Genomic DNA, 21,387 nt, shown 5'->3' on the forward strand with positions numbered 1-21,387 from the left:
CAGGCATTTAGGCGAGGCCTGCCAATCTGCGCAAGCGGGCCAGCTCGGGGCTGTCGTCGGCGCTGTTGAGCTCGCAAGCGGCTAAGCGCATGAGGATATTCTCGCGTTTGACGTTACTGCTGGACAGGCTGTAGCACGCACCGATCAGCTCGCGCAGGTGCATCGGCAGTTGCCATTGGGCCTTGATGCTGATGGCAAAGGGACCGCTGAACTGGTCGAGGGCCTGCATAATTTGGTCTTCGCTGAAGCTCTGGCCGCTGTCCTGCCACACCTGTGTCTGGTACAGCACACACAACTCACCCATGCGGTGCAGCAGGGCGGCACAGTGGAAGGGCGCCGGGTCCATGGCGCATTGTCGGGCGAGGCTGGTGCTGCGCTCGATCAGCTGTTCGGTGCTGTCCAGGTGCGCCTGGGCAAACAGGCTCAGCATGGGGTTCTCCAGTGCACTGGATTGGCGCAGCGCCAGGCCCATGGCCAGGTTGAGGCTGTTGTTCGCCCCCAGTTTTTGCAGGGCTTCGAGCAAGTTGGAGCAGGGCTTGCCGCCTGGGTTGTAAGCGCTGCTATTGGCGACGCCAAGCAGGCGGCCGCTGAGCGCCGGGTCGTGCTGCCATTCACTGGCCAGTTTGCGCAGATCAATTGGCTCGCCTTTGAAGCTTTGCAGGAGGCGGTCGCGCACATGCGCCTTGAGCGGTAATTGCAGTTCGCTACCGGACAGGCTGTGCAGGTGGGCAAGCAAGTCGTTCTGCGTGTCGCTGGCCCGCGGCGGTTGCCCGTCAATATCGGGCGGCAGCAGGGTTTCCAGGCTGGCGGCAACGTGCGCGGCCTGGAAGGGCTTGCTGATAAAGGCGCTGATCTTCAGGGCACGCACGGCCAGTACGCTGGCGCGGTCGGAGCGCCCGGTAATGACCACCAGCGGGGTGCTGCTGTTGTCGCGGCGTACCTGCTCAAGCAATCGGGTGCCGGGTCCGTCGGGCAGGTTCCAGTCACTGATGACCACGTCAGCCGGGCGTTGCTGCCATTCCTGGAGGGCGGCGCTAACACTGTCCAGGCAGACCACTTGGCAGCCGGGCCGCAAGCTGAGGACGATCTGTTTAAGCAGATCGGCGATCCAGCTGTCGTCTTCAAGAATCATTACAAGCATGCGTTAGGCCTAAGTGTGTGGCGTGTCAGAGCGGGATGCTAAACGTGCGGCCAGTTGGTCTGCAGGTTGAGGGCGCCCGAAATAATAGCCTTGGGCATGGTCACAGCCGAGTTGTTGCAGTAATTCGACTTGCTCGACCTGCTCAATGCCCTCGGCCAACACCTTAAGCCCAAGGCTATGGCCGAGAGCAATTACTGTACGGGTAATCGCGACATCGCTTGGGTCGTGCGGCAGACCGCTAATAAAGCTCTGGTCGATTTTTAGCTTGTGCACTGGCAGGCGCTTGAGCCGCGCCAGGGAGCTGTAGCCGGTGCCGAAGTCATCGATGGCCAAGCGTATACCGAGTGCGCGTAAACGCTGGAGCAAGGCCAGCGCCGCATCGGGGTTATCCATCACCGCGCTTTCGGTCACTTCCAACTCCAGGCAGGCGGGGTCGAGGCCGGTATCGCGCAGCACCTCGGCCACCCGTTGGTCCAATCCCCCGCGGCTGAACAGCCTGCTGGAGACATTCACCGCCACAAACTTCAGCGCGTAACCGGCGGCTTGCCAAGCCACCATCTGCCGGCAACTGTGCTCCAGCACCCAGGCATCGATAGCACTGATCAACCCTGTTTCTTCGGCAACCGGAATAAATTCGCCCGGCGCGACCAGCCCGCGCTGCGGATGCTGCCAGCGCACCAGGGCTTCGACGCCAATGACTTGCTGGTTGCGCAGGCAGATTAGGGGTTGGTAATAGACGCGCAGCTCTTGGTGATCCAGGGCGTGGCGCAGGGCACTGGCCAGTTCGACACGCTGATGCGCATGAGCGGTCAGTTCCTGGCTGTAAAATGCATAGCTTTCTCGGCCGCTGTTCTTGGCCTTGAATAGGGCTGAGTCGGCATTGCGCAGTATCTGTCCCACATCGTCGGCGTCGTCCGGGTACAGGCTGATGCCGATGCTGGCGGTGATAAACAGCTCTTGCTGATGAATCTTGAAGGCCGCACCCATGCACGTCTGCAGGCGCTGCGCCAGCACTGCCGCCTGCTCGGCGCTGCCGCAGCTTTCGTCGAGCAGGCCGAATTCGTCGCCGCCTAGGCGCGCCAGGGTCATGCGTTTACCGAGCTGCTGGCTAAGGCGCTCACCAACATCCTTGAGCAGCAGGTCACCGATGTTGTGGCCGAGGCTTTCATTGATGTGCTTGAAGTGATCAAGGTCGATCAGCATCACCGCCCCCGAATAGCCGTCAATGCGCCCACGTTCCAGGGCATGCTCGACGCGTTCGGTAAACAGTAAGCGGTTGGGCAGGTTGCTCAGCGGGTCGTGGTGCGCCAGGTAGTCCAGCTCTTGTTGCGAACGCTTCAGGGCGGTGATGTCGGAGAACACGGCCACGTAGTGGCTGACTTCGCCCTGCCCGTCGCGAATCTCGCGGATGCATTGCCACTGCGGGTAGATTTCGCCGCTCTTGCGCCGGTTCCACACCTCACCGCTCCAGGCGCCACGGTTTTTCAGGGCCTGCCAGAGGCTGTTGTAGAAGTCTTTATCGTGGCGTCCAGATTTAAGGATGCTCGGCGATTGGCCCAGAATTTCTTTTTCGCTATAGCCGGTGATGCGCGTGAACGCCGGGTTGCAGTGCACGACATGCTGCTGGGCATCGGTGACCAGGACGCCTTCCTGAGTGGCATCAAACACCACGGCGGCCTGGCGCAGGCTGTCTTCATCCTTGCGCCGCTGAGTGATGTCGCTGGCCGTGCCGATCAGGCGCTCAGGCTGACCGTGTTTGTCGAGCAGCAAACGCCCGCGCGATTGAATCCAGCGGTAGCTGCCGTCCTGGTGTTGCAGCCGGTAGCTGACCTCGTAGGGCGCTGTGCTGAGCGTGCTCATGCGTCGCTGAATATTGCGCTCAAAGGCAACACGGTCATCGGGATGCAAGTGTTGCTGCCACTGCAGCGGATCAACCCCGAGGGTCTCAGGGCGAATACCCAGCAGGGCGGCATAGCCGGGAGAAAAGTACACCTGCTGTTGTTGCAGATCCCAGTCCCAAATCCCACCTCCAGCGGCCTCCAGGGCTTGGTGCAGGCGTTTTTCACTGCGCAGCAGGGCGCGATGCCCTTGCTGCTGGTGCTGCTGATGGCTACGCAAGATCGAATACAGCAGAGCCGAAGTCAGCAGAACAAACCCCAACCCTTTGAGCAGCTGCACGCGCTCCTGTTGCGCCACTGAAAGTTCCAGGGTCATCAGGAGTCCATCGCTGAACAGCACCCAAAGGGCTGCGCCAAACGCATAGCTGAGGGTCAGGCGCAAAGCGCCTTGTGGGGCATTCATGGGATATCAGTCAGTCCTTTTCCTAGGGCCGGCATTATAGATGTCCAAAAGGGGCGCGCATTCTTATGCAAAAGACCAACTGGTTTTCTGATCCTGGTCAGGGATAATGCGAGTCGACGTGTGCTAATAATCAGCAGCGTCTTTCCTTCTGCACGAGGCACACGGTCCATGTGGTACAACGGTTTTCTTGATCTGTCGGTCTGGCAGTTGGTCGCAGTCACCCTGCTGATGACGCACGTTACCATCGTTAGCGTCACGGTCTATCTGCATCGTTACTCTGCGCACCGCGCGCTGGAGTTGCATCCGGCATTGAAACACTTCTTCCGTTTCTGGCTGTGGCTAACCACTGCGCAGAACACCCGCGAATGGACGGCCATTCACCGCAAACACCACGCCAAGTGCGAAACCGTCGATGACCCGCACAGCCCGGTGATTAAGGGCCTGGGCACCGTGCTGCGTAAAGGTGCCGAGCTGTACGCCGAAGAGGCGAAGAACACGGAAACCCTGCGGATTTATGGCAAAAACTGCCCGGAAGATTGGATCGAGCGCAACCTCTATTCGCGCTTCCCGGTTGCCGGTGTGATGCTGATGGGCGTTATTGACCTGGCCTTGTTTGGTGCGGCGGGTATCACGATCTGGGCGATCCAGATGATGTGGATCCCGGTCTGGGCCGCGGGCGTAATCAACGGCCTCGGCCATGCGGTCGGTTACCGTAACTTCGAATGCCGCGATGCCGCGACCAATCTGGTGCCGTGGGGCATCTTGATTGGCGGCGAAGAGCTGCATAACAACCACCACACCTACCCGAACAGCGCCAAGTTGTCGGTGAAGAAGTGGGAGTTCGATATGGGCTGGTTCTGGATCAAGCTGTTCAGCCTGCTCGGTTTGGCCAAGGTGCAGCGTGTTGCGCCCATCGCCCACCGGGTGGCTGGCAAGCGCAGCCTGGATATGGACACGGCCATGGCCATCCTTAATAACCGTTTCCAGATCATGGCGCAGTACCGCAAGTTGGTGATCGCACCGCTGGTGCAGCAAGAGCTGGCCAAGGCCGACGCCTCCGTGCGCCACCACTTCCATCGCGCCAAGCGGCTGTTGTCGCGTGAGCCGAGCCTGCTCGATGACGGCCACCATGCGCGTATTCAGCGCGTGCTGGAGCAGAGCCACGCGCTTAAGGTGATCTACGAGAAGCGCCTGGCCCTACAGCAGATCTGGGTCAAAACCAGCAGCAATGGCCACGATATGCTGGAGGCCATCAAACATTGGGTTAGCGATGCCGAGGCCAGCGGTATTCAGTCGCTGCGCGAATTCGCCGAGCAGCTGAAAACCTATTCACTGCGCCCCGCTAACGCCGTTTAATCCAGTATCAGGCTGCTAACCCACCGCTGACTGCTGGCGGCAATCCGCCTTTTTGCATGTTGCGATAGGCAAAAAACCGCTTATTACGGCCTCTGCGGCCCTTTCTGCATCACCTTGGTCGCCCGCAGCGCTCAGTTATATGGGCTTCGCGCGCGGCTTTAAGTAGCTGGCACAGTATCTGCCTAGGACTCAGCGTATAACGGCTGGGACCACCGGCTGATAATAAAAATGAAGAGACCTGCACAATGATCTGCACCTGCCTGTTGTTCTGTCCTCATTCCCCGGCTCGCGCCGAGTGCCTTCACGCGCTCACCTAATTTTGGTTATTGCACGATCGGCCCTTGGCCGCAGCGCGGCTGCGCCTGCCTGTCGCCGAGTCTGCAATAACCCCCGAATTCGGTGCGCGCCTGCCGCTTCACGGGTTGAAGTTTGTTCGCGCACCGATATGCAACCCACACACCACTGGAGAAATATAATGAGAAAGACCTCCCTGGCACTGGCTGTTGCGGCCAGCACCTTGGGCTTGTCCCTGAGCCAAGCTGCGTTTGCCGACTTTATCGGTGACAGCAAAGCGACTATTGAAGCGCGTAACTTCTACTTCAATCGCGATTTCCGTCAGGGCAATAGCAATACCCCGACCCCAAGCCAGTCTAAGAGCGAAGAGTGGGCCCAAGGTTTTATCCTGCGTGCTAACTCGGGCTTCACCGAAGGTACGGTAGGCTTTGGCGCCGATGCCATTGGCATGTTCGGTTTCAAGCTGGACTCCGGTGATGGTACTGCCGGCAGCGGTCTGTTGGTTCCCGATGCCTCCTCAAACGGCTCGCAGGATAATAATTCTGATTTGGCCGTTGCAGCCAAGGTGAAAGTTTCCAACAGCACCCTGCGTGTTGGCCAAATGCAGTTCAAGAACGCCGCCATCGCGTCCAGCGACGGTCGCTTGCTGCCGCAGGTGTTTGAAGCAGGGCATCTGGTCTCCCAGGAAATCGACGGCCTGATGCTTGAAGCGGCGCATGTGCGTGAGGTGAACAACCGTAACTCCAACGATTACGAAGAAATCTCTATTGCCAACAGCTTCAGCAGCAAAAGCGGTTCTGTAGGCGCTCGCGGTATTCGCCTGAGCGGCGGCGCCACCAGCGACTCGTTCGACTTTATCGGTGGCACCTACAAGGTCAGCAAAGACCTGACCGCCGGCTACTACTATTCCAACCTGGACGAGCTGTACAAGCAGCACTCCTTCAATGCTGTGCATGTACTGCCGCTGGGCGACAAGCAAAGCCTGAAGACCGATCTGCGCTACGCTCGCTCCACTGACGATGGCCGCCGCAGCAACGTCGACAACACCGCCATCGGTGCCATGGTCACCTACGGTCTGGGTGGCCACGCCTTCGGTCTGGGTTACCAGAAGATGAGCGGCGACACCGGCTTTGCCTATCTCAACAACACCGATCCGTTCCTGGTTAACTACGTTCAGATCAGTGACTTTGGTAACAAGGACGAGAAGTCCTACCAGGCTCGCTACGACTACAACTTCGCCTCTATCGGGATTCCGGGCCTGACCTTTATGACCCGTTACCTGACCGGCGACAACGTTGATCGCGGTCGTAACCTGTCCGAAGGTAAAGAGTGGGAGCGCAACACCGAGCTGATGTATGTGTTCCAGGAAGGCGCGTTGAAGAACCTCGGCGTGCGCTGGCGTAACGCGTCTGTGCGCTCGAACTTCGCCAACGACCTCGACGAAAACCGCCTGATCGTCAGCTATACCCTGCCGCTGCTTTGATCGCGCGGTAACAGGTTGAGCGGTTATCCACGCGCGGCCTAAGCAGAACAAAAAACCCGGACCGTGTTCCGGGTTTTTTGTGCGCGCCATTTAGCCATTAGCGGGCGCTGTAACGGCGCGGCTCAAGGTTAGGTGGGTCTACATAGGCTGAACGGTGGGGCTTGCCATTCAATATATAAAAGAATAGATTGTATTTATCTTAATTGAGTCGCAGTCCATGAACACAGACGAAACGCCATTCGATATTCAGCAGTTGCGTGCCAATGCAGAGGCTGCAGGGCAATTACTCAAAGCGCTGGGCAATCCGGATCGGCTGTTGTTGCTGTGTCAGCTGTCCCAGGGCGAGCGCAATGTCAGCGAATTGGAGGCGCTGCTCGGTATTCAGCAGCCCACCTTGTCGCAGCAGTTAGCTGTGCTGCGCCGTGAGGGCCTCGTGGAGACCCGTCGCGAGGGCAAACTAATCTATTACTGCATCAGCAGCCCGGCGGCGTTAGCGGTGATCAATACCCTTTATCAAGTGTTCTGCGCAGGTACCGAATAATGACGATTGACTGGTACAACTTCACGCCCTGGAGCGCCTTGGCCGGCGGTGCGCTGATCGGCCTGGCGGCGAGTCTGTTTGCCGTGATGAATGGCCGGGTGGCGGGTATTAGCGGTCTGCTCGGCAGCCTGCTGGGCACCGCTGAGGGGCGCGGCGAAAAGGCCCTGTTTCTACTCGGCATCCTGCTTGCGCCGTTGCTTTGGCAGCTGTTTAGCGAGCTGCCTGCCATTGAGATTCAAACGGGCTGGTTGGCACTGATAGTCGCTGGTTTGCTGGTCGGCATCGGCACCCGCTATGGCTCGGGTTGCACCAGTGGCCATGGCGTCTGCGGTTTGTCGCGGTTATCGCCACGCTCATTGGCGGCCACTCTGAGTTTTATGGCAGCGGGCTTTGCCACCGTGTTTGTCTTACGTCACCTGCTAGGAGCCTGAGCATGCGCAAATTGATGGCGTTTCTCGCCGGTGTGATTTTCGGCATCGGCCTGCTGACAGCGGGTATGGCTAACCCGGCCAAAGTACTGGCCTTTCTCGACCTGGCGGGCGCCTGGGATCCTTCGCTGGCGCTGGTCATGGCGGCGGCGATTGGCGTGGCGTTTTTGCCCTTTAGTTGGGCGCGCGTGCAGCGCACCAGCCTGCTTAGCGCGCCGATGCAGTTACCCGGCAAGCGTGAATTGGACCGTCGGTTGATCGGCGGTAGCCTGCTGTTTGGCGTGGGCTGGGGGATTGCCGGGATCTGCCCAGGCCCTGCGGTGGCACTGCTGTTGACCGGGCAGTGGCAGGTGCTGGTCTTCGTGGCCGCGATGCTGGCGGGGATGATTGTGTTTGCTGCGCTGGAACGCCAGCGCAGCTGAGTGAGGATCGGGAGATCACGATGAAAGCAAATATTGGCACCTTCGACCGCGCCCTACGCATTGCCGTAGGCCTTATTTTGATCGGCTTGAGTCTCAGCGGCGCGATTGGCTGGTGGGGCCTGATTGGCCTCGTACCACTGGCCACCGGGCTGTTTCGAACGTGCCCGGCGTATTCGCTGTTAGGCATTAACACCTGCAAAATCAAGCGTTAACCCACCGCAATACTGACCGGCTTGGCCGGTCGGGCTGGAGTTGTCATGTCACCGCTCATCCAGGCTTTTTTCGACCCCAGTACATCCACTTACAGCTATATCGTCAGCGATCCGGCCACCGCGCAGTGCGCGATTATCGACTCGGTGCTCGACTATGACGCGGCGGCCGGCCGCACCAACTACGCCAGTGCCGATAAGTTGATCAGCGTCGTGCGCGAGCAGGGCCTCAGTGTGCAGTGGCTGCTGGAAACCCACGTGCATGCCGATCACCTGTCGGCTGCGCCCTATCTCAAGGCGGCTCTGGGCGGCCGCTTGGCGATTGGCGAGCAGATCCGCACCGTGCAAAACACCTTCGGTAAGTTGTTCAACGCCGGCAGTGAGTTTGCCGTTGATGGCCGCCAATTTGACCAGCTGTTCCAGGATGACCAGGCCTTTCAAATCGGTACACTGCAGGCCCGCGCACTGCATACGCCTGGGCACACGCCCGCCTGCATGACCTACTTGATCGGCGATGCGGCATTCGTCGGTGACACCCTGTTTATGCCGGATTACGGCACCGCCCGGTGTGATTTCCCCGGTGGTGATGCGCGCACGCTGTACCGCTCGATAGCCAAGCTGTTTACCCTGCCGGGCAGCACTCGGCTGTTTATGTGCCACGATTACTTGGCCCAAGGACGGGAGCAGCACTGTTATCAAACCACGGTGGCTGAGCAGCGCGCGCACAACGTGCATGTGCATCAAGGTATCGATGAAGAGGCATTTGTCGCCATGCGCCAGGCGCGCGATGCCACCCTGGGGATGCCGGCGCTGATGCTGCCGGCGGTGCAGGTGAATATGCGCGCCGGCCATTTGCCGCCTGCCGAAGACAATGGCGTGCGTTACCTCAAGGTGCCGTTGAATGTTTTATAAGTGGCCGCTGCTGAAAACCCTGCGTGAATACGACCGCAGCCAGGCGGTCCGTGACCTATTGGCGGCCTGCCTTATTTGCCTGTTGTTGGTGCCGCAAGCGCTGGCCTATGCGCAACTGGCCGGTTTGCCGGCTGTGGCGGGGATGTACGCGAGTATTTTGCCATTGGTGGTGTATGCGCTGATTGGCGCAAGCCCTGGGGTGGCCCTGTCATTCGGGCCGGTGGCCGTCTTGGCATTGATGACTGCGGCAGCGCTGGCACCCATCGCGGTCGCTGGCAGTGCCGCCTATAGCGCCGCCGCCGTGGGGCTAACCCTGTTGGTCGGCGTAATGCTGCTGTTGATGGGGCTGTTGCGCCTGGGCTTTGTGGCCAACTTTCTCAGCCATCCGGTGATCTCCGGGTTTGTCAGTGGTGTCGCGGTACTCATAGCCGTCAGCCAGCTGCGCTATATCTTGGGCGTGTCAGCCGATGGCCTGACCCTGCCGCAGGTGCTGCCGGCGTTGTATGCCCAGCTGCCAGCCGTCCATCGTCCGACCTTGCTGTTGGGGGGAGCGAGCCTGGTGCTGCTGGTGCTGCTGCGCAACCTCAGTGTGTTAGGCGTGCCGACCGCTTGGGCGTTGCGGGTGAAACAACTGAGCGCCTTGCTGGTGATGCTGTTGGCGATGGCCTTGGGGGCGCTGCTGCAGCTGGAAGCGCACGGGGTCAAAGTGGTGGGGCAGGTGCCGGTCGGGTTGCCGACCTTGGGCCTGCCAAGAATGGAACTGGGCTTGTTGCGTGAACTGCTGCCCGCCGCGCTGCTGATCGCTCTGGTGGGGTTTGTGGAGTCGATCTCGATTGCCCAGAGTTTAGCCATGCGCAAGCGTCAGCTGATCAGCCCTGATCTGGAGTTGCTCGGCCAGGGCGCAGCCAACGTGGCCTCGGCTTTCAGTGGCGGGATGCCGGTGGCGGCGAGCTTTTCCCGTTCGGCGGTGGCGCGGCAGAGCAATATGGCCACGCCGCTGGTGGGGATTTTTGCTGCGGGCTTGATGCTGGCAGCAGTGTTGGGCCTGGCTCCGGTATTGCGCCACCTGCCGCAGGCGGTCTTGGCGGCCAGCATTCTGGTGGCGGTGATCGGCCTGGTGGATGTATCGACCCTGCGCCACACCTGGCGTTACTCAAAAGCCGAGGGCGGGGCGCAGTTAGCCACCTTTTTCGGCGTTCTGCTGCAAGGAGTCGAGGCCGGCATCATGCTCGGCGTTTGCCTGTCGCTGTTGTTGTTTCTGTGGCGCACCAGCCGGCCGCACATGGCGGTGGTTGGGCAGGTGCCGGGGAGCCAGCATTTTCGCAATATTCAGCGTTATGACACGGTGCAGAGCCCGAGCGTGCTGTCGTTGCGGGTTGATGAAAGCCTGTATTTCCCGAATGCCCGTTACCTGGAAGCGCGCATCGGTGAGCTGATTGCCGTGAGCCCTGAGGTGCGCCATTTGGTGTTGATTTGCTCCGGGGTTAACCAGATTGATGCCAGTGCGCTGGACGCGCTGGAGGCGATTGCCGAGCAACTGAAGAGTGCCGAGGTGCAACTGCATCTGTCTGAAGTCAAAGGTCCGGTGATGGACCGCTTGCAGCGTTCGGACTTTCTAGAACGCTTTGGCGGGCAAGTGTTCCTCAGTCAATACCAAGCGCTCTGTACCCTTGATCCGGAAAGCGTCCTGCGCGCCCTAGAGTCTTAGTGAAACTGGGCTACATATTATCTGTGGCCAGTCGATAGCTTGATCAACTGCAGGCTGTGACCGAGCACCACCTTGCCCTGCAGATTCTTTGCTTTCCTAGAGGTCGATATGTTCGGATCGCGTCTTCGCGGTGAATTACAGCAGTGCCAACAGGACTTGGTAGTGAGCAAAGAGGTACTAGGTGCGATCCGCCGTACCTTTGCGATGATCGAGTTCACCGTTCAGGGTGAGATTATCGATGCCAATGAGCCTTTTCTTGCCGTCATGGGCTATCGCCTTGAGGAGCTGCGCGGCCAGCATCATCGTTTGTTCTGTTCCCAAGAACAGCTGGCCAGCCCGACCTACACGCAGTTCTGGCGGCGTTTGGCCAATGGTGAAAGTTTCAGTGATCGCTATCTGCGCATTGCCAAGGACGGGCGCGAAGTCTGGCTGGAAGCCAGCTACCTGCCGGTGCGCAATGCTCAGGGCCAGGTGAGCAAAGTGATTAAGTTGGCCGCCGATATCACCGCGCGTATGCACGCCGAGCATCAGCACGAAAGCTATCTGAATGCGATCAACCGTTCCACCGCCGTAGTCGAGTTCAACCTGGCCGGCGAGGTGCAGCATGCCAATGAGAACTTCCTCGCCACCATGGGCTATCGACTAGAAGAGATCCGTGGCAAGCATCATCGCCAGTTTTGCGACCGTGAAGAGGCCAGCAGCGAGGGCTATAAACGCTTCTGGCAACGGCTGAATCGTGGTGAGTTTATCTCTGACCTCTTTAAACGGGTGTCCAAGAGCGGGCGGGTGGTGTGGTTACGCGCGACCTACAACCCGCTGTATGACGCCGCTGGCCGGCTCTATGGGGTGGTCAAGTTTGCCAGTGATGTCACCGCACAGATTGAGCACCGGGAGGCGGAATCGGCGGCTGCCCAGTTGGCCTTCGATATTGCCCAGGAAACCGATGCGAGTGCGATCAAGGGCTCGGAAACGGTCGAGCAAACCGTGCAGGTGGTGCGCGGGATTGCCGAGCAAACCAATCTGCTGGCGCTGAATGCGGCCATCGAAGCGGCGCGCGCGGGTGAGCAAGGCCGTGGTTTTGCGGTGGTGGCCGATGAGGTGCGTAACCTGGCGGCGCGAACCAGCCAGGCCACCGTCGAGATCAATGAGGTGGTGCGCCTGAACCATGAGCTGGCGCTAAAGGCAGTTGAAGGCATGGATGGCAGCAAGCAGAGGGCGGAAGAGGGGGTACTGCTGGCCAGCAAAGCCGGTGAGGTGATGCTGGAAATCCGCGATGAGGCGCAGCGTGTGGTTGACGCCATCGGCCAGTTTACTCAGGCCATGCAGGACTAAAGAAAACGCCCAGCATAAGCCGGGCGTTTTCTTTTGCGGGCCTTACTGGCCATGGCGGCGGCCGGTTAGAGCAGCAACACCGTGGCCAGGCCGAGAAAGGCGAAGAAACCGACGACATCCGTCACCGTGGTCAGAATCACACTGCCGGCCAAGGCGGGGTCGATACCCATGCGATCGAGCAACAGCGGTATGGCCCAGCCCGCCAGTGCAGCGCACAGCAGGTTGAGCAGAATAGCCGCGCCGAGCACGGCGCCAATCCCCCAATTGCCGAACCACCACACCGCGAGCAGGGCGATGACGATCGACCACAAGATGCCATTGAGTATCGAGATGCCCAGTTCGCGGTTGAGCAGGAGGCGGATATTGCCTTTCTGCACTTGGCCCAGAGCCAGGCCGCGGATCACCAGGGTCAAGGTCTGGCTGCCGGCAATGCCGCCCATGCTGGCGACAATCGGCATCAGTACGGCCAGGGCCACCAGTTGCTCAAGGGTGGCCTGAAATAAGCCAATCACCCAGGCGGCACTGAACGCGGTGAGCAGGTTGATGCCCAGCCACACGGCGCGGCGGCGTGAGCTGACCAGCACCGGGGCGAAAATGTCGGCTTCATCGTTCAAACCGGCCATGTGCATCAGGGCGCGGTCGGAGTCTTCGCGGATCAGGTCGATGACATCGTCCACGGTGATGCGTCCGAGCAACCGGTTGTGTTCATCTACCACGGGCGCAGAAAGTAGGTCATGGTCTTGGAACAGCTGGGCCACCTCGTTGCCGCTGGTGGTTACGGTAATGCCGGCGATGTCGTGGTGCATCAGTTCGCTGACCCGTTGCTCAAGGTCGGCCGTGACCAGTTCGCTAAGGCGCAAGGCGCCCTGGTAATGGCCCTTGCGGTCGACCACCATCAACAGGTCCGTTTGCGGCGGCAAGCGCTCCAGCAGGCGCAGGTAGCGCAGCACTGCGCTGGCGGTGACATCGGCGCGTACCTGAATTGGGTCGGCGTTCATCAGGCCGCCAGCCGAATCCTCGGGGTAGGACAGCATCGACTCAAGCTGCTGGCGCTGCGCCGTGCTACTGGCGTGCAGCAGCTGGTTACCCAGATCAGCAGGCAAGGCCTGGATCAGGTCGACGCGGTCATCCAGCTCAAGCTCAGCGGTGGCGGCGATCAGGTCTTCCGGGTCGAGTTCCCGGGCCAGTGCGGTGCGGATCTCGTCATGCAGGTAGGTGAGGACTTTGCCCGCCCGCTCGGTCTCCACCATGCTCCAGGCATGATGACGCTCTACTGGGGGCAGGGCTTCCAGCAAACCGGCGACTTTGGCGGGGTGCATGCGGTGCAGCACTTTGCCCAGGCGTTTGAGTTTGCCCTGCGCCAGCGCCTGGCGGACCGCTTCCAGTTGGCTACTCGCGGCGCTGTCGGTTTCTTCGTGGGGGTTTATTGCCTCAGCCGCGTCGCCGGCTAACTGCGCACGCAGGCTGGGGCTCAGGTGATGCAGGGTGCGCTCTTCCAGCTCGGGGCCGGTCTGCTGCCAGAGCTGCTGGCGCTGCTCAGTATCAAGCAGCTCCAGCAGCGCCGCGATTTTGCCGGGGTGCATACGCGCCAGCAGTTTACGCACGCGTTTATTCTTGCCGCTGCCCAGCGCCTGAATGATGGCGTTGGAGTCTGAGAGGCTGGCGTGGGACGCGTTGTCACTGGAAGGGGGCGAGGATGATTTCATGCGTGTGAGAATAACACTCGCATTGTGACGCGGGCATTTGCTTGCGCAGTGGCTGCCCACCGGCTGTTAGCAAGCGCCCGGCCTAGGCCGGGCGTTTACCCTTAGCCGTGTTGCGGCGCTGGTTGCTGCTGGGTAATGCAGTGGATATTGCCGCCGCCCAAGAGGATCTCCCGGCCCGGCACCATGACGATGCGGTGCTGCGGGAACAAGCGCTGCAGGATGGCTTCGGCTTCGGCGTCCATCGGGTCGTCAAAGCTGGGCGCGATGATGCCGCCATTGACGATCAGGAAGTTGACGTAGGAACCCGCCAGGCGGATTGATGGGTCGCGTTCCTGGCTGCCCGCCACCAGATCGACGCCCGCGCATTCTTCGGCGCTCGCATGCAGCGGGCCCGGAATCGGCATCTTGTGCACGATCAGCTGGCGGCCTTTGGCATCACGGACACTCTCCAGCACGCGCATGGCGGCCTGACAGCGCGGGTAGTTAGGGTCGTTGGCATCGTCAGTCCATGCCAGCAGCACTTCGCCGGGGCGCACGTAGCAGCAGAAGTTGTCGACGTGGCCGTCGGTTTCGTCGTTGAACAGGCCGTCTGGCAGCCAGATCACCGTGTCGATGGCCAGGTGATCGGCCAGGAACTGTTCAACCTGTTCGCGGCTCAGGTGCGGGTTACGGTTCGGGTTGAGCAGGCATTCCTCGGTGGTGATCAGGGTGCCTTCACCGTCCACATGGATGGAGCCGCCTTCAAGGATCAGCTCATCGGTGCGGTAGCGCGCGCAGCCTTCGAGCTGCAGGATCTTGCGCGCCACCTGGTCATCGCGCACCCAGTTGGCGTACAGGCCACCGTTGAGACCGCCCCAGGCGTTGAACACCCAGTCCACGCCACGGACTTCGCCGCTGTTGTTGGTCACAAATGTTGGCCCAGTGTCGCGCACCCAGGCGTCGTCGGTGGTGATTTCCACCACGCGAATGTTGCGGTGGCTCAGGCGCTCGCAGGCGTTTTCGTACTGCCCGGCGGATACCCCAACGGTCACTGGCTCGAATTCGGCAATCGCTCTGGCCACGGCGGTAAACGCGGCTTGCGCCGGCTTACCGCCCAGGCGCCAGTTGTCCGGGCGTTCGGGCCAGACCATCCATGTCTGGCTATGGGGTTCCCATTCGGCAGGCATGCGGAAACCGTCGGCGCGTGGGGTGCTGTTGAGGGTTGTCATTGGTTCACCAAAACATTGAGCGTAATCGGATGGGGTTAGCTTAGCGCTAGCCATCGTGGGTCATTATGGGTATCGCGCGCTGCGCGGCTGGGCCCATCCTACAGTGTGGTCTTAGTCGCAGGCCAGGTGGCCGTCGAGGGTCTTCAACGGGCCATAGAGGTTGGGGCGGCGGTCGCGGAAGCTGCCCCAGGCGCTGCGGATATGCTCCAGCTGATCCAGGTCAAAACTGTGCACGAGCACCGCCTCATCGGTTTCGTTGGCTTCCTGCACCTTGGCGCCGAACGAGTCGGTAATAAACGACGAACCGTAGAAGGTGATGTGTGAGTCGCTTTGCGCTTCGCGGCCGATACGGTTGCTGGCAATCACCGGCATCAGGTTCGCCCCGGCATGACCCTGCTGCACACGCTGCCAATGATCGCGCGAGCTGATGCTCGGGTCGTGTGGCTCACTGCCGATAGCGGTCGGGTAGAAGAGGATTTCCGCACCGAGGAGCGCCATGCTGCGCGCGCACTCGGGGAACCACTGGTCCCAGCAGATGCCCACGCCAATCTTGGCGTAGCGGGTATTCCACACCTTAAAACCGGTATCGCCGGGGTTGAAGTAATACTTCTCGTGGTAGCCCGGGCCATCGGGGATATGACTTTTCCGATAAATCCCGAGGTTGCTGCCGTCGGCATCGATGATTGCGATGCTGTTGAAGCGTGCGCGGCCGGCCAGTTCGTAGAAGCTGATCGGCAGCACCACCTGCAATTCCTTGGCGACTTTCTGGAAGTGCAGAATCGCCGGGTTGTGCTCGGTCGGGGTGGCCAGTTGTAGGTAGTCCGGGTTGGGCTTCTGGCAGAAGTACGGGGTTTCGAACAGTTCCTGCAGCAGGATGATCTGCGCGCCCTTGGCCGCGGCTTGGCGCACCAGCTGTTCGGCCTTGGCGAGATTCGCGGCGCTGTCCCAGGAGCAGGCCATTTGGGTGGCGGCGACGGTAACGATACGGGGCATGTCTTACACCTCAGGAGCCGTTGGGGCGTTTATCTGACGCGAGCGCAGGCTGGCGGCGGCGAAATAGCGCGCGGCGAGGCACTGTGGCTGGCGGGCTATTTATAGTCGATAAATATCGGCTATAAAAGTGTTATTAATATATTAAGCCACTTTTTTAGCGATTTATATCGAATAAAAATCGAGGTAAGCCGGCGCCGAAGGCCGCTGAGCGTTTGTGTGGGTGTGAAGGATTGCGGGCGCAGGGGCGGGCGTTGCGGGGCGTGTGAAGTGCGGGTGTGTGGTGGCGGGACGCTCAGGCGCTGTGGCGTTTATGCAGCTCGAACTGTTCGTGGCCGTCATCCCAGCCCGCTTCCCAGGCGGCGATCAGCACGTCGGCAGCGAGTGCGCGGGGGGCATTGGTTTGCCCGGTCAGCCCTGCCATATAGCCCTGTTGGTACGCCTTGTTGAGGCTTTCCAGGCTCCAGTGCTGGTCATCTTCCGTGTTGAGATCGGTGCAGCCCATGGTGGCAGCTCGCAGTGAATTGACCCGTTTAATGCTAGTCGTATCACGCCGGCGCGACTGTGCCGCCGATCCTGCTTTTGCCACCGCTGGCAGCTTATGTGATGCAGTTGGCGAAACGCTGGCGGCAGGCCGGCCAGCGCGACGTCAAGGCCGCGGGCTAGTTTGTTGGAGCGAGGATGCTGGCTTGATAGGCCGCGGCAAAACTGTCGAAGTCGCCTTCATCCTGGGCTTCCAGCTCGGCTTGGTCCTGCAGTGATTGCGCGGCGCGGGCTTCGAAGGCCGCTTGCTGTTCAGCGCTCAGCGGCTGGCTGCGGAAGTACTCGGCGTGCTGCTTGCTTTGGCGCAAGGCAAATTCACTGAAGCTCAGGCCCTGTTGCAGCTGCGCAAGCACCTGCGCAGACGGCGTCAGGCTGGGGTCGGCGACTTTGGCCTGTTGCGCTTGCAACGCTTGGCTGTGAGCGTTGCTGCCCAGGTTTTGGTCGAGTAGCTCGGCCAGCGGCAGAATCTGCTCAAGCAGTTCGCTGGCCCAGCTCTGTAGCGCCACCGGCTGGCCGTTGCGCTGCAGTTGCAGGCCTGGGAGTCGGCCTTCCTTAACCACACTGAGGAAGTTGTCGGTGCAGGCATGGCACTCGTCGCTTTCCAGCAATGGGCTGTCTTGCAGTGCGCAGAACAACAAGAAGGCATCGAGGAAACGCGACTCTGTCAGGTCGATACCCAGCGGCAGGAAGGGATTGATGTCCAGGCAGCGCACTTCGACATATTGCACGCCACGCGCCACAAGCGCCTGGATCGGCCGCTCGCCGCTATCGGTCACGCGCTTGGGGCGGATGTTCGAGTAGTACTCGTTTTCGATCTGCAGGATATGGGTGTTGAGTTGCAGCCACTCGCCATCCTGCTTCGCGCCGATCTCCACATAGGGCGGGTAGGGCGTGCCGACGGCTTGCCGCAGGCTGTCGGTATAGCTGTGCAGGTCGTTGTAGCAGGGGGTCAGGCCAGCCTGGGCACTGCTCTGGTAGCCCAGGTCGCTCATGCGCAGGCTGGTGGCATAGGGCAGGTACAGGGTTTCGTCATCCAGCTCCTGCAGCTGATGCGGGTTACCGCGCATAAAGCCTTTGTGCAGGGCCGGTGAGGCGCCGAACAGGTACATCAATAACCAGCTGTAGCGGCGGAAGTTACGGATTAACGCGATATAGCGGGCCGATTGGTAATCCTGCGCGCTGCGCGTATCGCCTTCTGCCTGTTGCAGCCGCTGCCACAGCGCATCCGGCAGGGAGAAGTTGTAATGAATGCCGGCGATGCACTGCATGGTCTTGCCATAACGCAGTGCCAGGCCTTTGCGGTACACGTACTTCAGTTCGCCGATATTCGAGTGACCGTAGCGCGCGATGGGGATCGTTTCTTCGTCCGGCAAGGCGCAGGGCATCGACGCGCTCCACAGGTATTCGCCGTCTAGCTTGCTGTAGGCGAAGCGGTGGATCTGCTCCAGGTCTGCCAGGGTCGCCGTTGGGTCAGCCTCGGCCGGGGTAATGAACTCCAGCAACGATTCGGAATAGTCGGTGGTGATCTGTGTGTGCGTCAGCGCCGAGCCGAGCGTCGCTGGGTGCGGAGTCAGCGCGAGCTGGCCGTCGCCATCAATGCGCAGGCATTCGCGCTCGATACCGTGTAGGCACTTAGAAAGTAGGGAGAGGTTGGCCGGCTCAGCCAGGAGGGTCATGCGGCGGGAAAGAAGATCGCTCAAGGTATTTTCCTAGCTGGCAGACGCCGCAAAAAATGGGGCAATCGCAACAATATGGGGTGCGGTTGCGCACTCTTCAAGTGGGTGATGTTCACGCCGCCGTGTTCTGAGGCCGATAAGCCGGGGCGTCTGCGCCCGGCCTTAGCGTTCCCGGCTGCATAGCATAGCCGTGGCGAACCGCCGCTATGCATCGTGCAGCGAGGGCTCAGATACAGGCGAAGGTGCCTTGCGCCTTGGCGATCAGCTTGTCTTCCTGCCAGACCTCGGCTTCGACCACCTGGGTGCGGCGCCCGGCGTGCAGCACTTTGGCGTGGCACAGCACGCTGCCGTCGGCCACCGGGCGGATGTAGTTGATCTTGCACTCCAGGGTGACACTGCTGGGGCCGCCGTCGCCCAGGCTATGGCTGGCTTGGCCCATTGCGGTATCAATCAGCGAGAACAGCGCGCCGCCATGCAGCTTGCCGTGCAGGTTACGCAGGTCATTGGTGAGGGTCAGGCGCACGCGCGCTTCGCCGCCACCGACCTGGAGAATATCCAGGCCGAGCAGGCGGGAGAAGGCGCTGCTGGCGCCGGTCGAGGTGGTTTCGTTCATTTCTTCAACTGCTTGGCATTGGCGAATAGGGCGGCCATACCGCCGCTGGCGGGGGCCGGTTTGTCCTGGCTGGAATGACGCTCGCTACGCGGCGCATTGCCGGCTGGCTTGCCGCCACGAGCGCCACCACGGGGGCCTTCGATTTTCTCGCCTGGGGTGTCGCCCATGCGCATCGAAAGGGCGATGCGGTTACGCGGGATGTCGACTTCCATGACCTTGACCTTGACCACGTCGCCGGCCTTGACCGCTTCGTGCGGGTCTTTGATGAATTTCTCCGACAGCGCCGAGATATGCACCAAGCCGTCCTGGTGTACGCCGATATCGACGAAGGCGCCGAAGTTGGTCACGTTGGTCACCACGCCCTCGAGCATCATGCCCAGTTTGAGGTCGTTGAGGGTTTCCACGCCTTCCTGGAACTCAGCGGTCTTGAACTCCGGGCGCGGGTCGCGGCCGGGTTTTTCCAGCTCGCTCAAGATATCGCCGATGGTCACCAGACCGAATTTGTCGTCGGTGAACTGCTTGGGGTCGAGGCGCTTGAGGAAGCCCGCGTCGCCGATCAGCGAGCGAATATCACGGCCGGTATCGGCAGCGATGCGCTGTACCAGCGGGTAGGTTTCCGGGTGCACGGCGGAGGCGTCCAGCGGGTTGCTGCCGTTCATTACACGCAGGAAGCCCGCGGCCTGTTCGAAGGTCTTGTCGCCCAGGCGCGGCACCTTGAGCAGCTCGGCGCGGCTGTTGAACGCGCCGTTGGCGTCGCGGAAGGCGACGATATTCTGCGCCAGGGTGGTGTTGAGGCCGGAGATGCGCGCCAGCAGGGCGGCGGAGGCGGTGTTCACATCCACGCCGACGGCGTTTACGCAGTCCTCGACCACCGCATCCAGCGAGCGGGCCAGCTTGAGCTGCGACACGTCGTGCTGGTATTGGCCAACACCAATGGATTTCGGGTCGATCTTCACCAATTCCGCCAGCGGGTCTTGCAGGCGGCGGGCGATGGACACCGCGCCGCGCAGCGACACGTCCATGTCCGGGAATTCTTTGGCGGCCAACTCGGACGCCGAGTACACCGAGGCGCCGGCTTCACTGACCATGACCTTGGTCAGGTTCAGGCCCGGCAGTTTCTTGATCAGGTCGGCCGCCAGCTTGTCGGTCTCGCGGCTGGCAGTGCCGTTGCCGATGGAGATCAGGTCTACCGCGTGTTTGGCGCACAGCTTGGCCAGGATCGCCAGAGTGCCATCCCAGTCATTACGTGGCGCGTGCGGGTACACCGTGGAGGTTTCCAGCACTTTGCCGGTGGCATCGACCACGGCCACCTTGCAGCCGGTACGCAGACCCGGATCGAGCGCCAGGGTCGCACGCGGGCCGGCCGGGGCGGCCAGCAGCAGGTCGTGCAGGTTACGGGCAAAGACGTTGATCGCCTCGTCCTCGGCGCCTTCGCGCAGCTCGCCGAACAGGTCGGTTTCCAGGTGGGTGTAGAGTTTTACCTTCCAGGTCCAGCGCACTACTTCACCCAGCCACTTGTCCGCGGCGCGGCCACGGGCGCTGATGCCGAAACGCTCGCCGATCATGCCTTCGCACGGGTGCATGGCGCCCGGTACTTCGTCGCCGACCTTCAGGCTAGCGCTGAGGATGCCTTCGTTACGGCCACGGAAAATTGCCAGTGCGCGGTGTGACGGTGCGCCCTTGAGCTTTTCGTCGTGCTCGAAGTAATCGCGGAACTTGGCGCCTTCGTTCTCTTTGCCGGCGACTACGCGGGCGCTGAGGATGGCGTTGTCCTTGAGGTAGCTGCGCAGGCTGGCCAACAGGTTGGCGTCTTCGGCGAAGCGTTCCATAAGGATGTACTTGGCGCCTTCGAGCACGGCCTTGACGTCGGCAAAGCCTTTTTCGGCATCAATAAAACGCTCGGCTTCGCTTTCCGGCGTCAGGGTTGGGTCGTTGAACAGTGCATCCGCCAGCTCGCCGAGGCCAGCTTCCAGGGCGATCTGGCCCTTGGTGCGGCGCTTCTGCTTGAACGGCAGGTACAAGTCTTCCAGGCGGGTCTTGGTTTCGGCCAGGTTGATTTCGCGGCTCAGCTCAGGCGTCAGTTTGCCCTGTTCCTCGATGCTGGCGAGGATGCTGGCGCGGCGGTCGTCGAGTTCACGCAGGTAGCGCAGGCGCTCTTCCAGGTTGCGCAGCTGGGTGTCATCCAGGCTGCCGGTGACCTCTTTACGGTAGCGCGCGATAAACGGCACGGTGGAGCCTTCATCGAGCAGCGCCACGGCGGCGGCGACCTGTTGTGGGCGTACGCCCAGTTCTTCGGCGATGCGGTTGTTGATGCTGAGCATATAAAAAGCTACCCACACTGAAACGAAAAACCGGCCACGCAGACCACGGGCCAGGCACGAAAGCCACGCATTATAAACACTGCCCAGCAGCGCGCCGGGAACCGCACTGGGAAAAATCTGCTAACAATGGGCTACACGTCGGCTGCGGCTCCTGAGCCATAATGCTGGCACTTGCAAACTGCCAGCGCGTCCGCGCCCGGCGG

The 21,387-nt window shown here is 61.0% G+C and carries 17 protein-coding genes and 2 pseudogenes; 10 read left to right on the top strand and 9 right to left on the bottom strand.

Annotated features, from left to right (window positions below; genetic code table 11):
• Positions 1-7: 7 nt before the first annotated feature.
• Positions 8-1,141, bottom strand: coding sequence for an HDOD domain-containing protein (locus N1078_RS04785; RefSeq protein WP_274087058.1), 1,134 nt, complete (start codon positions 1,139-1,141; stop codon positions 8-10).
• 9 nt (positions 1,142-1,150) lie between these two features.
• Positions 1,151-3,442, bottom strand: coding sequence for a phosphodiesterase DibA (gene dibA, locus N1078_RS04790; RefSeq protein WP_274087059.1), 2,292 nt, complete (start codon positions 3,440-3,442; stop codon positions 1,151-1,153).
• A gap of 168 nt (positions 3,443-3,610) precedes the next feature.
• Between dibA and desA the strand changes: the two genes are divergently transcribed.
• From desA to N1078_RS19610, 10 genes and pseudogenes are all read left to right on the top strand, one after another.
• A complete protein-coding gene (desA, locus tag N1078_RS04795) occupies positions 3,611-4,798 on the top strand; it encodes a delta-9 fatty acid desaturase DesA (RefSeq protein WP_274087060.1) in 1,188 nt (395 codons plus the stop codon).
• A 475-nt stretch (positions 4,799-5,273) separates the two neighbouring features.
• A complete protein-coding gene (locus N1078_RS04800; RefSeq protein ID WP_274087061.1) occupies positions 5,274-6,575 on the top strand; it encodes an OprD family porin in 1,302 nt (433 codons plus the stop codon).
• Between the two features lie 217 nt (positions 6,576-6,792).
• Positions 6,793-7,116, top strand: coding sequence for an ArsR/SmtB family transcription factor (locus N1078_RS04805; protein WP_274087062.1), 324 nt, complete (start codon positions 6,793-6,795; stop codon positions 7,114-7,116).
• Positions 7,116-7,547: a YeeE/YedE family protein gene (locus tag N1078_RS04810; RefSeq protein WP_274087063.1), complete on the top strand. Its 432-nt coding sequence runs from the start codon at positions 7,116-7,118 to the stop codon at positions 7,545-7,547. Before N1078_RS04805 ends, N1078_RS04810 begins: the two co-directional genes overlap by 1 nt.
• Positions 7,548-7,549: 2 nt before the next feature.
• Positions 7,550-7,966 (top strand): DUF6691 family protein, encoded by a 417-nt coding sequence (locus N1078_RS04815; protein ID WP_274087064.1) that lies wholly within the window; start codon positions 7,550-7,552, stop codon positions 7,964-7,966.
• A gap of 20 nt (positions 7,967-7,986) precedes the next feature.
• On the top strand, positions 7,987-8,178 hold the full coding sequence (locus tag N1078_RS04820) for a YgaP family membrane protein (protein WP_274087065.1): 192 nt from the start codon (positions 7,987-7,989) through the stop codon (positions 8,176-8,178).
• A gap of 45 nt (positions 8,179-8,223) precedes the next feature.
• Positions 8,224-9,087 carry an MBL fold metallo-hydrolase gene (locus N1078_RS04825; RefSeq protein WP_274087066.1) on the top strand — a complete coding sequence of 288 codons (864 nt, stop codon included), beginning with the start codon at positions 8,224-8,226 and terminating at the stop codon, positions 9,085-9,087.
• On the top strand, positions 9,077-10,795 hold the full coding sequence (locus tag N1078_RS04830; RefSeq protein WP_274087067.1) for a SulP family inorganic anion transporter: 1,719 nt from the start codon (positions 9,077-9,079) through the stop codon (positions 10,793-10,795). The genes N1078_RS04825 and N1078_RS04830 overlap by 11 nt, the downstream gene beginning before the upstream one ends.
• Positions 10,796-10,999: 204 nt before the next feature.
• Positions 11,000-11,680: pseudogene (locus N1078_RS19605) on the top strand (PAS domain-containing protein); the annotation flags it as partial.
• 51 nt (positions 11,681-11,731) lie between these two features.
• Positions 11,732-12,127 (top strand): annotated as a pseudogene (locus tag N1078_RS19610) (methyl-accepting chemotaxis protein); the annotation flags it as partial.
• A gap of 65 nt (positions 12,128-12,192) precedes the next feature.
• Here the strand turns inward: N1078_RS19610 and mgtE are convergent.
• The 7 genes from mgtE to N1078_RS04870 form a co-directional block, all read right to left on the bottom strand.
• A complete protein-coding gene (mgtE, locus tag N1078_RS04840) occupies positions 12,193-13,833 on the bottom strand; it encodes a magnesium transporter (protein ID WP_274087069.1) in 1,641 nt (546 codons plus the stop codon).
• A 101-nt stretch (positions 13,834-13,934) separates the two neighbouring features.
• Positions 13,935-15,041 carry an agmatine deiminase gene (gene aguA / locus N1078_RS04845; RefSeq protein WP_274087070.1) on the bottom strand — a complete coding sequence of 369 codons (1,107 nt, stop codon included), beginning with the start codon at positions 15,039-15,041 and terminating at the stop codon, positions 13,935-13,937.
• Positions 15,042-15,152: 111 nt separating this feature from the next.
• Complete coding sequence (gene aguB, locus N1078_RS04850) at positions 15,153-16,034, bottom strand: N-carbamoylputrescine amidase (protein ID WP_274087071.1); 882 nt, start codon at positions 16,032-16,034, stop codon at positions 15,153-15,155.
• 292 nt (positions 16,035-16,326) lie between these two features.
• Complete coding sequence (gene rmf / locus N1078_RS04855) at positions 16,327-16,536, bottom strand: ribosome modulation factor (RefSeq protein ID WP_274087072.1); 210 nt, start codon at positions 16,534-16,536, stop codon at positions 16,327-16,329.
• A gap of 157 nt (positions 16,537-16,693) precedes the next feature.
• Positions 16,694-18,274: a glutamate--cysteine ligase gene (gene gshA / locus N1078_RS04860; protein WP_274087073.1), complete on the bottom strand. Its 1,581-nt coding sequence runs from the start codon at positions 18,272-18,274 to the stop codon at positions 16,694-16,696.
• A 202-nt stretch (positions 18,275-18,476) separates the two neighbouring features.
• The gene (locus tag N1078_RS04865; RefSeq protein WP_274087074.1) at positions 18,477-18,863 is read right to left on the bottom strand and encodes a PaaI family thioesterase; all 387 of its coding nucleotides are present in this window, start codon (positions 18,861-18,863) and stop codon (positions 18,477-18,479) included.
• The gene (locus N1078_RS04870) at positions 18,860-21,184 is read right to left on the bottom strand and encodes a Tex family protein (protein WP_274087075.1); all 2,325 of its coding nucleotides are present in this window, start codon (positions 21,182-21,184) and stop codon (positions 18,860-18,862) included. Before N1078_RS04870 ends, N1078_RS04865 begins: the two co-directional genes overlap by 4 nt.
• Positions 21,185-21,387: the final 203 nt, after the last annotated feature.

The organism is Pseudomonas sp. MIL19, from assembly GCF_028680365.1.
Lineage (GTDB): Bacteria > Pseudomonadota > Gammaproteobacteria > Pseudomonadales > Pseudomonadaceae > Aquipseudomonas > Aquipseudomonas spirodelae.

Coding starts and splice junctions, on each gene's coding strand:
- N1078_RS04785 (WP_274087058.1), bottom strand. CDS start 1,141: ATGCTTGTAATGATTCTTGAAGACGACAGCTGGATCGCCGATCTGCTT.
- dibA (WP_274087059.1), bottom strand. CDS start 3,442: ATGAATGCCCCACAAGGCGCTTTGCGCCTGACCCTCAGCTATGCGTTT.
- desA (WP_274087060.1), top strand. CDS start 3,611: ATGTGGTACAACGGTTTTCTTGATCTGTCGGTCTGGCAGTTGGTCGCA.
- N1078_RS04800 (WP_274087061.1), top strand. CDS start 5,274: ATGAGAAAGACCTCCCTGGCACTGGCTGTTGCGGCCAGCACCTTGGGC.
- N1078_RS04805 (WP_274087062.1), top strand. CDS start 6,793: ATGAACACAGACGAAACGCCATTCGATATTCAGCAGTTGCGTGCCAAT.
- N1078_RS04810 (WP_274087063.1), top strand. CDS start 7,116: ATGACGATTGACTGGTACAACTTCACGCCCTGGAGCGCCTTGGCCGGC.
- N1078_RS04815 (WP_274087064.1), top strand. CDS start 7,550: ATGCGCAAATTGATGGCGTTTCTCGCCGGTGTGATTTTCGGCATCGGC.
- N1078_RS04820 (WP_274087065.1), top strand. CDS start 7,987: ATGAAAGCAAATATTGGCACCTTCGACCGCGCCCTACGCATTGCCGTA.
- N1078_RS04825 (WP_274087066.1), top strand. CDS start 8,224: ATGTCACCGCTCATCCAGGCTTTTTTCGACCCCAGTACATCCACTTAC.
- N1078_RS04830 (WP_274087067.1), top strand. CDS start 9,077: ATGTTTTATAAGTGGCCGCTGCTGAAAACCCTGCGTGAATACGACCGC.
- mgtE (WP_274087069.1), bottom strand. CDS start 13,833: ATGAAATCATCCTCGCCCCCTTCCAGTGACAACGCGTCCCACGCCAGC.
- aguA (WP_274087070.1), bottom strand. CDS start 15,041: ATGACAACCCTCAACAGCACCCCACGCGCCGACGGTTTCCGCATGCCT.
- aguB (WP_274087071.1), bottom strand. CDS start 16,034: ATGCCCCGTATCGTTACCGTCGCCGCCACCCAAATGGCCTGCTCCTGG.
- rmf (WP_274087072.1), bottom strand. CDS start 16,536: ATGGGCTGCACCGATCTCAACACGGAAGATGACCAGCACTGGAGCCTG.
- N1078_RS04865 (WP_274087074.1), bottom strand. CDS start 18,863: ATGAACGAAACCACCTCGACCGGCGCCAGCAGCGCCTTCTCCCGCCTG.
- N1078_RS04870 (WP_274087075.1), bottom strand. CDS start 21,184: ATGCTCAGCATCAACAACCGCATCGCCGAAGAACTGGGCGTACGCCCA.